This window comes from Halogeometricum limi (assembly GCF_900115785.1).
Taxonomy (GTDB): domain Archaea; phylum Halobacteriota; class Halobacteria; order Halobacteriales; family Haloferacaceae; genus Halogeometricum; species Halogeometricum limi.
Genome location: NZ_FOYS01000007.1, coordinates 39,898 through 52,413, shown reverse-complemented (window position 1 = coordinate 52,413; position 12,516 = coordinate 39,898). Strand labels below are relative to the sequence as shown.

At 65.5% G+C, this 12,516-nt stretch carries 12 protein-coding genes; 7 read left to right on the top strand and 5 right to left on the bottom strand.

The window, feature by feature from the left end; translation table 11 throughout:
- Positions 1–45: 45 nt before the first annotated feature.
- Entirely contained in the window at positions 46–2,052 is a 2,007-nt protein-coding gene (locus BM282_RS16990) for an AMP-binding protein (protein ID WP_089883270.1), read from the bottom strand.
- Between the two features lie 98 nt (positions 2,053–2,150).
- Between BM282_RS16990 and BM282_RS16985 the strand changes: the two genes are divergently transcribed.
- Both BM282_RS16985 and BM282_RS16980 read left to right on the top strand, forming a co-directional pair.
- Positions 2,151–3,560: a short-chain fatty acid transporter gene (locus tag BM282_RS16985; protein ID WP_089883268.1), complete on the top strand. Its 1,410-nt coding sequence runs from the start codon at positions 2,151–2,153 to the stop codon at positions 3,558–3,560.
- A 69-nt stretch (positions 3,561–3,629) separates the two neighbouring features.
- Positions 3,630–4,223 carry a GNAT family N-acetyltransferase gene (locus BM282_RS16980; RefSeq protein WP_089883266.1) on the top strand — a complete coding sequence of 198 codons (594 nt, stop codon included), beginning with the start codon at positions 3,630–3,632 and terminating at the stop codon, positions 4,221–4,223.
- 9 nt (positions 4,224–4,232) lie between these two features.
- Here the strand turns inward: BM282_RS16980 and BM282_RS16975 are convergent, their stop codons facing one another.
- Positions 4,233–4,517: a hypothetical protein gene (locus tag BM282_RS16975; protein ID WP_089883264.1), complete on the bottom strand. Its 285-nt coding sequence runs from the start codon at positions 4,515–4,517 to the stop codon at positions 4,233–4,235.
- Between the two features lie 87 nt (positions 4,518–4,604).
- Complete coding sequence (locus BM282_RS16970) at positions 4,605–4,901, bottom strand: DUF7520 family protein (RefSeq protein ID WP_089883262.1); 297 nt, start codon at positions 4,899–4,901, stop codon at positions 4,605–4,607.
- On the opposite strand from BM282_RS16970, the gene cdd reads away from it, so the two are divergent.
- From cdd to BM282_RS16955, 3 genes are all read left to right on the top strand, one after another.
- Entirely contained in the window at positions 4,892–5,404 is a 513-nt protein-coding gene (gene cdd, locus BM282_RS16965; protein WP_394327794.1) for a cytidine deaminase, read from the top strand. The two genes, BM282_RS16970 and cdd, sit on opposite strands and share 10 nt — an antisense overlap.
- 57 nt (positions 5,405–5,461) lie before the next feature.
- Positions 5,462–6,280, top strand: coding sequence for a nucleoside phosphorylase (locus tag BM282_RS16960; RefSeq protein WP_089883258.1), 819 nt, complete (start codon positions 5,462–5,464; stop codon positions 6,278–6,280).
- Positions 6,281–6,425: 145 nt separating this feature from the next.
- Positions 6,426–7,616 (top strand): NAD(P)/FAD-dependent oxidoreductase, encoded by a 1,191-nt coding sequence (locus BM282_RS16955; RefSeq protein ID WP_089883256.1) that lies wholly within the window; start codon positions 6,426–6,428, stop codon positions 7,614–7,616.
- Positions 7,617–7,811: 195 nt separating this feature from the next.
- On the opposite strand, the gene BM282_RS16950 is transcribed toward BM282_RS16955, so the two are convergent.
- On the bottom strand, positions 7,812–8,345 hold the full coding sequence (locus BM282_RS16950) for an Rrf2 family transcriptional regulator (protein ID WP_089883254.1): 534 nt from the start codon (positions 8,343–8,345) through the stop codon (positions 7,812–7,814).
- Positions 8,346–8,520: 175 nt separating this feature from the next.
- Here BM282_RS16950 and BM282_RS16945 point away from each other — a divergent pair, with 175 nt between their 5' ends.
- Positions 8,521–9,435, top strand: coding sequence for an NAD-dependent epimerase/dehydratase family protein (locus BM282_RS16945; RefSeq protein ID WP_089883252.1), 915 nt, complete (start codon positions 8,521–8,523; stop codon positions 9,433–9,435).
- Between the two features lie 48 nt (positions 9,436–9,483).
- Here the strand turns inward: BM282_RS16945 and BM282_RS16940 are convergent, their stop codons facing one another.
- A complete protein-coding gene (locus BM282_RS16940; RefSeq protein WP_089883250.1) occupies positions 9,484–10,929 on the bottom strand; it encodes a TIGR00341 family protein in 1,446 nt (481 codons plus the stop codon).
- Between the two features lie 145 nt (positions 10,930–11,074).
- Between BM282_RS16940 and BM282_RS16935 the strand changes: the two genes are divergently transcribed.
- Positions 11,075–12,478 carry a DUF389 domain-containing protein gene (locus BM282_RS16935; RefSeq protein WP_089883249.1) on the top strand — a complete coding sequence of 468 codons (1,404 nt, stop codon included), beginning with the start codon at positions 11,075–11,077 and terminating at the stop codon, positions 12,476–12,478.
- Positions 12,479–12,516: the final 38 nt, after the last annotated feature.

Sequence of the window (12,516 nt, the reverse complement as noted above, 5' to 3'; positions counted from 1 at the left end):
CGCCGCGGCGTCTCTTTCTGGAATTTCCCTTCGAATCTCCGCTCGCTACCGCGCGTCGCGTATCTCGTCTAGCGCGCTCGGGTTCTCGATGCTGGAGAGGTCACCGGGGTCCTCGCCCTGATGGACGGCGGCGATGGCCCGACGGATTATCTTGCCCGACTGCGTCTTCGGGAACTCCGAGACGAACAGGAGTTCGCGCGGGCGGAACGGCTTTCCTTGCTCGTCGCCGACGAGTTCGCGGAGTTCGTCTCGCAACTCGTCGCTCGGGTCGACGCCGTCTTCGAGGACGACGTAGGCGACGACGGCGGTTCCGGTGGTGTCGTCGTCGACGCCGACGGCGGCGGCTTGGTTCACCGCGTCGTGTTCGATGAGCACGCCCTCTATCTCGGCGGGTCCGACCTTCCGACCGGCCACGTTCAGGGCGTCGTCGGCGCGCCCGTGGAGGAACCAGAACCCGTCCTCGTCTTTCTGCGCCCAGTCGCCGTGGTTCCACAACGGCGGGTCCTCGAACGCCGACCAGTACTCTTCGAGGTAGCGTTCGTCGCCGCTCCAGAGGCTCTTCGTCATCGACGGGCAGGAGTCACGAGCGACGAGGTAGCCGCGTTCGTGCGTGTCGGCGATGCTCGCGCCCGTCTCGTCCACGATGTCGATGTCCATTCCCAACCCGGGGCCGCCGAGCGAACAGGGCTTGAGAGGTTGGTTGGGCATCGGCATGAGGAAACAGCCGCAGATTTCGGTGCCGCCGGAGATGTTGATGATAGGCGTGTCGCCGCCGCCGACGTGCTCGTAGAACCACTGCCACGACTCGGGGTCCCACGGTTCGCCCGTCGACCCGAGGAGTCTGAGCGTCGAGAGGTCGTGTTTCGCCACGAGTTCGTCGTCGTACTTCCGCAGGGCGCGGACGGCCGTCGGCGAGATGCCGAACACCGAGAGGCCGTGGCGTTCGATCATGTCCCAGAACCGGTCCGGTTCGGGGTAGTCCGGCGCGCCCTCGTACATGAACACCGTCCCGCCGAACGTGTGATTGCCGACGAGCGTCCACGGTCCCATCATCCATCCGATGTCGGACACCCAGAAGAAGCGGTCCGAGGGCTTGTGGTCGAAGCCGAAGAATATCTCCTTGGCCGTCTGCATCTGCACGCCCGCGTGCGTGTGGACGATGCCCTTCGGCTTGCCCGTCGTTCCCGACGAGTAGAGGAGCATCGACTCCTGCGCCGAGGGGAGTTCTTTCGTCTCGTACGCGCTCGACGCCTCGCCGACCGTCTCGTGCCACCAGTCGTCCCGCGTGGTCCACCGGATGGTCTTCTCCTCGCTCGCTTCGACGCCCAGTCGGTCGTAGACGACGGTGTGTTCGACGGTGCCCGCCTGTTTGATAGCCGCGTCGGCGGTGTCCTTCAGCGTCACCTCGCTCCCCCGGCGGTGGAAGCCGTCGGCGGTGAAGAGCACCGAACACCCGGAGTCCTCGATGCGCGTCGCCGTCGCGTCCACGCCGAACCCCGAGAAGATGGGGACGGCGATGGCACCGACCTTCAGACAGCCGTAGAGGATGGAGACGACTTCGGGCACCATCGGCATGTAGAGGCCGACGGTGTCGCCCGTCTCTATCCCGTAGTCTTCGAGGGCGTTCGCCACGCGGTTCGACTCTCGGTACAGGTCGTGGTAGGTGACACGGCGTTCGTCGCCGGGTTCGCCCTCCCAGAGGAGTGCGACCTTGTTTCGGTTCTCCGCGTCGGGTCTGCCGTGTCTGTCGACGACGTTGTGGGCGACGTTTATCGTCCCGCCGGGGTACCAGTCGGTGAACTGCGGGCCGTCCGCGCTGTCACGGACGGTGTCGTAGTCGGCGTAGAACTCCACGCCGAGGTAGTCGACGAGTTCGTCCCAGAACCAGTCCACGCCGGACGCTTCGACGCCGTCTACGTCCGTGCAGGTCCGTCGAATCAGTTCGTCGTAGTCGGCGATGCCGTACTCCTGCATGAACGCGTGGACGTTCGTGGACTCGACGAACTCCCGCGTCGGTTCGTGGACCACCTCGTCCGTGTCGGGTACCTCCATCACGTCCGGCAGTTCTCCGCGTCCGGCCAAGTAACTTTCCCGAACGATTGTCCGGAACTCGGAACGCTTATCTGGCTCACGTCTAGCCATCACCTCGTATGTCAACAGACACCACGTCAGGGTCGGCCATCCAGCGCTTCGGCGCGCGGATGGCGAGCGTCGTCGAGCGGGTGATGCCGAGTCCGTTCCTCTTCGCCATCCTGCTCAGTTACGTCGTGTTCGTCGGCGGCGTCCTCATCGAGGGGACGAACCCGGCGACGATGGTGACGTACTGGTACGACGGCTTCTGGGTGCTTCTCAGCTTCGCGATGCAGATGGTGCTCATCCTCGTCACCGGATACGCACTCGCGTATCACCCGTTCGTCCAGCGCGGTATCGAACGCCTGACCGCGATTCCGAACGACGGGAAACAGGCCGCCGTCCTCGTCGGTGTCATCTCCATGACCGTCGCGTGGGTTCACTGGGGCCTCGGCCTCATCGTCGGCGCAGTGATGGCTCGCGAGATGGGTCGACAGGCCGCGAAGCGCGACTTGCAGGTTCACTACCCGCTTCTCTGTCTGGCCGGCTACATGGGCATGGGACTGACGTGGCACTGGGGCCTCGCCGGGTCCGCACCGCTTCTCATGAACACGCCCGGGAACGTCTTCGTCGAACAGGGGGTCGTCTCCGGCCTGATTCCGACCTCCGAGACGGTGTTTCACCCGTACACGCTGACGCTCGTCGTCACGGGCATCCTCTACACGTCGCTCGTCCTCTACCTCCTCGCGCCCGAAGCCGAAGAGGCCGAGAGTATCACGGCGTACGTCCCCGAGTCGCAACTGTTCGGGGCGTCCGCCGACGGCGGCGACGCCGACACGAGTGCGGCGGCGGACCCGAACACCGTGGGCGAGAAGATAAACCAGAGTCGACTCGTCGGTGGCATCGTGGCGCTCACGGGCGTCGTCTTCGCCGCCTACACGTTCTACACGCAGGGTCTCGCCGCGCTGAACCTCAACATCGTCAACTTCGGGTTCCTCTTTCTCGGACTGCTTCTCTACACGCGCCCGAAAGCCTATCAGGAGCAGTTCTACGACGCCATCTCTTCGACGGGCGGCATCGTCCTGCAGTTCCCCCTCTACGCTGGTATCATCGGGATGATGAACAACTCGGGGCTCTCGGCGACGATGGCCGAGGCACTCGTCTCGCTGTCGACGGAGGCGACGTTCCCGGCCGTCGCGTGGATTACCGCGGGGATAATCAACGTCTTCGTCCCCTCGGGCGGCGGCGAGTGGACGGTCATCGGCACCACTGTCCTACAGGCCGCCAACGAACTCGGCGTGCCCGCCGGACAGGCGACTATCGCCTACGCCGTCGGCGACGCCCACACCAACCTCCTGCAACCGTTCTGGGCGCTTCCGCTCCTCGGAATCACGGGCATCCGCGCTCGCGACATGTTCGGCTACGGCGTGACGATGATGTTGCTTCTCGTCCCCTTCCTCGCCGTGGGACTCATCTTTATCCCCTACTGAACCACGAGGCAGTTTTCTCCGCGGCGGTCCCCCGCAAACCATTTTCCGGCCGACGACGTAGACACCTCCATGTACGTACGGGACGCCAAGAACCGCGACGAGGTTTGGTTGCTCGACCGCATCGAGGAGTCGGCGCTCGAAGACCCGGCGTTCCGTTCGCGCGACTACGTCATCGCCCTCGACGAGACGACGAACACGCGGGCCGGATTCGGTCGAATTCGCCTCCACAAGACCGACGACGAGGAGTTCTGCGAACTCGCGTTCGTTCTCACGCTCTCTGCGTGGCGCGACCAGGGCGTCGGCGCGCACGTCGTCGAACGACTGGTGACGAAAGCCGCCGACGACGACTTCGACCGCGTCTACACGTTCACGAGGGAACCGGACTACTTCCTCACGTTCGGCTTCGAACCGGTCGACAGCGCCGACCTGCCGGACGAACTCCGGGAGCGACTGGACGCCGTCCGAGACGAACGCGGCGACGACACTATCGCGATGCGCCTCCAACCGGGTCGCTTCCGGATGCCCGACGAACTCCGCGAACGCTTCAAGTCGGCCCGCCCGGTGGACGAACCCGCCCCCGACGAGGTGGCGATAGAGGAGACGGCCGAAGACTTCGGTATCGACCCCGAGAAGACGACGTACAAGTACGATACGGGACGGTAGCGGTCGACTTCAGGTCCGGTCCTCTAAGAAGTCGGTGCTGAAGACGATGTAAGCGAGGATACAGCAGAAGAAGATGGGCGGGAGGATGGCGAACGCCCAGAGCGGTTCGAGCCCCCACCCGAACAGCAGGAGGACGCAGAGCAGTCCGATGCTCAAGAACGGTAGGACGGCGAGGACAGCCCGCTTCCGGTTCTTCTCTTTCTCGTCGTCGCCGAGGGGGTTGTCCGGGTCGAACTCGCCGTCGAACGCCGCCTCCGCTGTCTCCTCGTCGGACGTGGTGGCGGAACTGCGCATACTCGTGTTCGGGGGCGGACTCCTAAAAGCGCCGCGTCTCCGGACTCGCGTCGGTCTCTCTGCGGCGTCGGCCGCGCGGCGGACCGCTCAGCGCCCGCCGTCTTCCATCCGCGAGGCGAGTTCGACGAGGCCGAACAGGGCGGCGAGGACGACGCTCGCGAGGACGACACCGTAGAGCGCCATGGAGAGCGGCGTCGTCGGGAGCACGAGAAGTCCGCCGAGGACCGCCGCCTCGGGGACCGCTTCCGCGCCGTTGCTCCCGATGAAGGCTCCGAGAAGTCCCGAGATGGCGACGACGCTGAGTCCGACGACGAGGAGAATCGACCGGCCGAGACCCGGCCGCCCCGTCGCCGCCTCGACGGACGTGTCGGATTGTGGTTGCACACTCGCAGTACGGACGCCGGACGCTTTGCGCTTACTCTTCGACGGCGACTGCGTACACTCTTGAACGCACCCGCCCAACTCCGTCACACATGCCCGAACCACTCGTCACGCAGGCCCGCGACGTTCTCGAACACGCTCACGTCCCGTACTCGGAGTACCGCGTCGGGGCCGCGCTCAGAACCGCCGACGGCGAGGTGTTCGTCGGCTGTAACATCGAGAACGCGAACTACTCGAACAGCCTCCACGCCGAGGAAGTCGCCATCGCGGAGGCGGTGAAGCAGGGCCACCGCGAGTTCGACAGACTCGCCGTCACCTCGGGCGCACGCGACGGCGTCACGCCGTGCGGGATGTGCAGACAGACGCTCGCGGAGTTCTGCGACCCGGAGATGGTCGTCGTCTGTGACGAGGGCGGCGAGGAGACGACGGAGTACACGCTCTCTGAACTCCTGCCGAACACCATCTCGTTCGACACGCTGGAAGCGGCGAAACGCGACGAGGAGTAGTCCGTCGGCGACGCGCGGAAACACAAACCCTTCAATCCCCCTCGACAGAGAGGAATCATGAACGATAGCGAGGACCCGAACGCCGAGGTCCAGTACCACCTCGAAGTCGGCCCCGAAGACGTCGCGGACGCCGTTCTCCTCCCCGGCAACCCCGAACGAGTCGACAAGGTCACCGCACTGTGGGACGCCGCCGAAGAGAAGGCGTACCACCGCGAGTACCGCACGGCGACGGGTCACTACGAAGGTTCACCCATCTCCGTCACCTCGACGGGCATCGGCAGTCCGTCCGCGGCCATCGCCGTCGAGGAACTCGCGCGCGTCGGGTCGGACACGTTCATCCGGGTCGGGTCCTGCGGGGCCATCCAACCCGAGATGGACGTCGGCGACCTGGTCATCACCTCGGGGGCCGTCCGACAGGAGGGTACCTCGAAGGAGTACGTCCGCGAGGACTACCCGGCCGTCGCCGACCACGAAGTCGTCTCCGCCCTCGTCGCCGCCGCCGAACGCCTCGGCTACGACTACCACGTCGGCCTGACGATGAGCGCCGACTCGTTCTACACCGGACAGGGTCGGCCCGGGTTCGAGGAGTTCCGCGCTGCGGGTTCGGACGCTCTCGTCGAGGAGTTACAGGACGCGAACGTGAAGAACATCGAGATGGAGGCGTCCGCGTTGCTCACCATCGCCAACGTCTACGGCCTCCGCGCCGGTGCCGTCTGTTCGGTGTACGCCAACCGCGTCACCGGCGAGTTCCGCACCGAGGGCGAGTCGCGCGCCGCCGAGACGGGGAGTCTCGCCGTGCACCTCCTCGCGAAGATGGACGAGGTGAAGCGCGAGGCGGGCGTCGACCGGTGGCACGCCGGTCTGTCGTTGGACTGAGACGCTCGGTCGGACTCCGCGACGATACTCGGCTTTATGCAACGGCGTTTCTCCGGCAATTTTGACCGCACCCCGACGCAGTATACCGATTCCGTCCGAAAGACGTTCCAAAGGCCATTTATCCGATGCCTACGGAGAGTTTCGCATGAGTACACAGGTCGTCGTCCTCGGTTCCGGCTACGCCGGCACTGGCGCCGTCAAACGCCTCGAAGAAGAACTCGGCTCCGACGCAGAACTCACGTGGGTCTCCGAGAACGATTACCACCTCGTCCTCCACGAGGTACACCGCTGCATCCGCGACCCGAGCGCCGAGTCGAAGGTCGCTATTCCCGTCGACGAGATCAAATCGCCCGAGACGGAGTTCGTCAAGGGTCACGTCGAGAACGTCGACGTCGACGAACGCGTCGTCGAACTCGAAGACGGCGACGTCGACTACGACTACCTCCTCGTCTGTCTCGGCTCCGCGACGGCGTTCTACGGCATCGAAGGCCTGCAGGAGTACTCCTACGAACTGAAGGGTCTCGACGACGCTCGCGAGATTCACAGCGCCATCGAGTCGGCCGCGGAAGACGCCACCCGCGACGACCCCGCGAAGGTCATCGTCGGCGGTGCCGGTCTCTCCGGCATCCAGTCGGCCGGCGAGATTGCGGGCTACCGCGACGACAACCGCGCACCCATCGACATCTCCATCGTGGAGGGTCTCGACGAGGTGTTCCCCGGAAACGACCGCGAACTGCAGGGCGCACTCCGCAAGCGTCTCGAAGCCCGCGACATCTCGATTCTGACGGGCGACTTCATCTCGAAGGTCGACGAGGACTACGTCTACCTCGGCGGCGGCGAGGACGAAGACCCCGAAGAACTCGACTACGACGTCCTCATCTGGACCGGCGGAATCACGGGCCAGAAAGAGGTCGCCGAAGCCGACGTCGACAAAGACGAGCGCTCGAACCGCATCTTCACCGACGCCGACTTCCAGACGAGCGACGACCGCGTGTTCTCGCTCGGCGACTCCGCGCTCGTCGAACAGGGAACCGACTCCGTCGCGCCGCCGACGGCGCAGGCCGCCTGGCAGGCCGCCGACGTCGCCGGCGAGAACGTCGCTCGCGCGGTGAAAGGGCAACCGCTGAAGACGTGGACGCACGAAGACAAAGGGACCGTCGTCTCCGTCGGTCACGACGCCGTCGCTCACGGCGTCAAACTCCCCGGCTTCGGCAAAATACCCGTCAACGTCTTCGGCGGCCCGGCCGCCCGGACGCTCAAGAAGGGTATCGCCGCGAAGTGGATCGCCGACGTGACGACCCCGCGCCGCGCCGTCGAGGCGTGGGACAGTATGTGAAACGGGCGAACTGAGACTCACCGCGTCCTCGCTTCTCTCTCGCACTCTTCTCCTCTTCGGTCTCTCGCTCTCGCTCGAAGCGATAGCTCACCGTCGTCGAGACGTGCCGAGACCGAGTTTACGAGAGACGAGAGAGCGACTACCGTGCGTCGAAGCGGAGAGTGACGCCCAGCGCGGGCGTGCGTCGAGAGAAGATCAGTGCGAAGGCTCGCCTTCGGGTGCCCGCATGTCGTCGATGCGGAGGATGAGGATGTTGCTCGTGTCGTCTTTGCCGTCGACGACGCCCTCGATGACGAGTTTCGAGAGCGGCGTCGGACCGACGCGAACGTCGTCGCCCTCGTGGAAGTCACGGACCGACCCCTGCACGTGAATCTCCGCACGGCAGAGTTCGGGGTGGTGGACCGACGAGAGGTCGATTTCGTCGACGTTGACGCCCTCGACGGCTTCGTCGTTGTGGAACAGGGGAACGAAGGCGGGTTCGTCCATCTGTTCGACGTCGAGTGCCTCGTAGGCGTTCGCCGTCGGCTTGTACCCGCCCTTCGGGCCGGGGACACCTTCGACCAGTTGCAGCGCTTTCAGGCTCTGCATCTGGTTGCGGATGGTGCCGGGGTTGCGGTTTACCTCCTCTGCGATGTCCTCACCCTTGACGGCGTCCTCGGTCTGCCGGTAGAGGTTGATGAGCGCCGTCAGAATCGTTTTCTGACTGGACGTCAGCTCGATTGATGACATACAGCATCGTTCGCCGTATACGTCCTTAAATCCGATGGATGAGCGGGAGTATTCGGTCGCTGTACCGTTATTTTCGAGCACTCCCGTGTGCTATTTTCACAAATCTTCTGTCGGTAGAACGCAACATCCCGTTCGGTTCGGTATTGCTTTGTGTCTCCCCGCCAGTAAATGTCGTATGCACGACAAGCGGATACTGGTCACTGGCGGTGCCGGATTCATCGGGTCGAACCTCGCGAACCACCTCGCCGCGGAGAACGAGGTGGTGGCCGTCGACGACCTTCACCTCGGGACGCCGGAGAACCTCTCCTCGGACGTGGAGTTCGTCGACGCCAGCGTCCTCGACGACGACTTACCCACCGATGGCGTGGACGTCCTCTTTCACCTCGCGGCGTACTCCTCGTACACGATGGCCGAGAAGAACAAGCGAGAGGCGACGCGGGTGAACGTCGAAGGCTTCGTCAACGCCGTCGAACAAGCCCGCGAAGACGGCTGTGACACCGTCGTTTACGCCTCTACCTCCTCTATCTACGGCTCTCGGACGGAACCCTCGCCCGAGGACATGCCCGTCGAGGCCCGAACCTGCTACGAAGCCTCGAAACTCGCCCGCGAACAGTACGGCGACTTCTTCCATCACCACTACGATATGACGCTCGCCGGACTCCGATTCTTCTCGGTGTATCAGGGCTACGGCGGCGCGGAGGAACACAAAGGCGAGTACGCCAACACCGTCGCGCAGTTCGCGCACAAGATAGCCAACGGCGAGTCGCCCGAGGTGTTCGGCGACGGGACGCAGACGCGGGATTTCACCCACGTCGACGACATCGTCCGCGGCATCGAACTCGCCGCGGAACACGAACTACAGGGAATCTACAACCTCGGCACGGGCGAGGCGTACGACTTCAACACGATGATTCGGCTCATCAACGAGGAGTTGGGAACCGACGTCCAACCGGTCTACGTCGAGAACCCACTGGACGTGTACGTCCACGACACGATGGCGGACGCGACGAAGATTCGCGAAGCCACCGGCTGGGAACCCGAGATAAGCTTCGAGGAAGGCGTCTCGCGACTCTGCGAACCGTACAAGTAGCCCGCGCTCTCACGCTCCGGCGATTTCGGTTCGGTCCGTCCCGCGCCGTCAGTTCGTTCCGGCGACTGCGGGGGGTCCACCCACTGCGGAAGGTCCGCGGACCGCGGGGAGTCTGGCGATTGCGGCGGGGCCGCCGACCGACAGGGTGGAGGCGGCTGTCAGACGCGTCCGTTCCCGTCCGGCGTCCTGTCCCTCCACGAACTCGACGGCGACGTTCACCTCGCGGTCGGTCTCCTGTTGTATCTGCTGTCGAACCGTCTCGGCCAGACCCGGATACGGCGTGTCGGCGGGGCGTCTGACGACGACGCTCACCTCCGGCGTCTGGTCGAGCGTTCGAATCATGCCGACTTCGGTCCGGACGGCGGCGAGTTCCAGTTCCTCGTACTCGTCTTTCTCCATCACGTCCTCGACGGCGGTGTTGACGGCGTTGTCGAACGCGATTTGGCCGACCAGCAGTCCGCCCGCGCCGACGAAGACGACGAGGAGCGACAGGAGTGCCGCGACTGCGGGAACGTACTTCTTCGCGCTGTCGCCGACCGACTTCGTCTCGCCGTTCGTCCGCGCCGCCTCCTCCTCGGACCACTCCTCGGGTCGGTAGCCGAGGTACCAGAGGACGACGAACGCCGAGACGTTGACTGCGACGGCGTTCACGACGAGGAGGAGGATGGCCCCCAACGCGACGCTCGGGAGGTTCCACGCCAGTCCGATACCGACGGCGGCGGCGGCGGGGATGAGCGCCGCGGCTATCATCACGCCGACGAGCGAGACGGGCAGCGCCGTCGCCAACCCGAACGCTCCCGCGCCACCGGCACAGAGGGCGACCAGAACGGAGAGAAAGCCCGGTGAGATTCGCTTGCTTATCTGTCCGATGGTCGAGACGTCGAGGACGGACGTGACGACTTGGCCGGACTTCATCGTGAGTCCGAGGACGAGAGCGCCGGCGATGGCCACGGCGAACCCGAACAGTTGTTGCATGAACCCCATCCGAATCATCCGTCGGTCGTTCAGCGAGATACCCACCGCCGAGATGAGCGCGGAGCCCACCTGCGGGGCGATGACCATCGCCCCGACGACGACGGCCGGCGAGTCCATGAGCAGTCCCGCCGCCGCGACGAGCGCACTGAAGATGGTGAGCGAGTAGTACGTCAGCGCGTTCCGGTGCATGTCCAGCGCCTTCGCGCGAATCTCCTCGGGGGCGACGGCGTCGTCCTCCTCGACGCCGGCGACGAACCGGTCTTCGAGTTCGTGGTAGTGGGTGGTCTTGGCCGTCTCCGCGCTGGCGATGACCGTGTACTCCCTGTCGTCGACGCCCGCCTCGCGGAGTTCGCTCATGACGAACTCGACGGCCTGTGTCGGAAGCGGGAACTCGACGAGCACCGTGTCTCCTCGCTCTGTCGCGTCTTTGGTGACGACGAAGTCGATGTTCTCTGACTCCAAGATGTCGAGGACCGTCGAACGCGAGTCCTCGGACACGAGGAGTTTTATCAGCCGCATCGACTCGATGGACGCCGCTCGTCGCCTTGAGGGTGGTGGGCGGTGCCACCGCGTGCGACTCGCCGCACGCTGCGACGCTCGCTCTCGCCGCCGCGTTCGCCGTCTCGGCCAGAACGCTCAACCGGGCCGGGCGCGTCCTCTCGCCGTGCGACTCATTCGTGTCCGCGTGGACGACGACGCGCGGGACGCCGTCGTCGCGGCGTTGGACGGACTCGACGCGACGTACGCCGTCCTCTCCGACGACGAACGGCGAGACAGCGCGTTCGTCGAAGTCCCCGTCGACAGCGGCGCGGTCGAACCGCTCCTCGAACACCTCCACCGGAACGGCCTTCCCGAGGACGCTTACACCGTCGTCGTGGACGCGGACGCCTCTCGGACGGTGAACGAGAACCTCCGCGACCAGTTCGTCGAGGGGCCGATGGGTGACCGCGGCATCTCTCACCCCGCGATACGCGAACGCGCGGAGGACCTGCAACCCGGACGGGCGACGTACCTCGCGTTCGCCATGCTCTCGGCGACGCTCGCCACCGCCGGTCTGCTCCTCGACTCCGCCATCGTCGTCGTCGGGGCGATGGTCATCGCGCCGTTCGCCGGGTCGTCGCTCTCGGCGTCCGTCGGCGCCGTCATCGACGACAGAGAGATGTTGATTCGCAGCGTCGTCTCGCAGTTGCTCGGCCTCCTCGCCGCCTACGCCAGCGCCGTCGTCGTCACGTTCGTCGTCAGGCGAACGTTCTTCGTTCCCGCCAGCCTCGCCGTCGCTCGCGTGGAGCAAGTCGGCTTCTTCGTCACGCCGTCGCTTCTCGCACTCGCCATCGCTATCGCCGCCGGTGCTGCCGGCGCGTTGGCCCTCGCGACGGACCTCCCCGTCTCCATCGCGGGCGTCGCTGTTGCCGCCGCCATCGTCCCCTCCGTCGCCGCCGCCGCCATCGGCACCGTCTGGAGCCAGCCGGTTCTCGTCCTCGGGGCCGTCGTCTTGCTGTTCATGAACATCGTGTTCATCAACATCGCGGCGTACCTCGCCCTCGTCGCCCTCGGCTACCGGTCGTCGGTCGTCGCCAGCACGTGGCGCGACCTGGGGCCGAGTCTGCGAACGGGCGCGTACGCCCTCGTCGTCGTCGGCTTCCTCGTCGTCACCGCGCTGACCGCCACCGCGACGTACTCGCACGTCGTCTTCGAACAGGACGTGAACGCGGGCGTCCAGACGGCGCTCTCCGACGAGGAGTACGAGGAGGTCGAACTCGTCGGCGTGAAGACGCAGTACGACGACGCGGGCGTCCTCGGGTCGCCCGAGAGCATCACCGTCTCCGTCGTCACGGGCGCGGACGCGACGTATCCGTCCATCGCGACGGACGTGAGAGACCGAGTCAAGGACCGGACGGGACACGACGTGACCGTCGAAGTCCACACGCTCGACTACCAGCGGTCGGTCGCCGCCGGAGACGGCGGTCCCAGCCGACTCGAACGCTGGTTCTCGGCGCTCTCGGAGCGACTCGCCCGACTCGTCGGCGACGCCGCCCTCGCGTCAGTCGGCGACGCGACCCCCTCCTGAACCGCAACCACTACCCGTGCCGTGGTCGCAGTTTCCGC

What these genes read in the sequence shown, in the direction of transcription:
- BM282_RS16990 (WP_089883270.1), bottom strand. Translation starts at nt 2,052, where the DNA reads ATGGAGGTACCCGACACGGACGAGGTGGTCCACGAACCGACGCGGGAG.
- BM282_RS16985 (WP_089883268.1), top strand. Translation starts at nt 2,151, where the DNA reads ATGTCAACAGACACCACGTCAGGGTCGGCCATCCAGCGCTTCGGCGCG.
- BM282_RS16980 (WP_089883266.1), top strand. Translation starts at nt 3,630, where the DNA reads ATGTACGTACGGGACGCCAAGAACCGCGACGAGGTTTGGTTGCTCGAC.
- BM282_RS16975 (WP_089883264.1), bottom strand. Translation starts at nt 4,517, where the DNA reads ATGCGCAGTTCCGCCACCACGTCCGACGAGGAGACAGCGGAGGCGGCG.
- BM282_RS16960 (WP_089883258.1), top strand. Translation starts at nt 5,462, where the DNA reads ATGAACGATAGCGAGGACCCGAACGCCGAGGTCCAGTACCACCTCGAA.
- BM282_RS16955 (WP_089883256.1), top strand. Translation starts at nt 6,426, where the DNA reads ATGAGTACACAGGTCGTCGTCCTCGGTTCCGGCTACGCCGGCACTGGC.
- BM282_RS16950 (WP_089883254.1), bottom strand. Translation starts at nt 8,345, where the DNA reads ATGTCATCAATCGAGCTGACGTCCAGTCAGAAAACGATTCTGACGGCG.
- BM282_RS16945 (WP_089883252.1), top strand. Translation starts at nt 8,521, where the DNA reads ATGCACGACAAGCGGATACTGGTCACTGGCGGTGCCGGATTCATCGGG.
- BM282_RS16940 (WP_089883250.1), bottom strand. Translation starts at nt 10,929, where the DNA reads ATGCGGCTGATAAAACTCCTCGTGTCCGAGGACTCGCGTTCGACGGTC.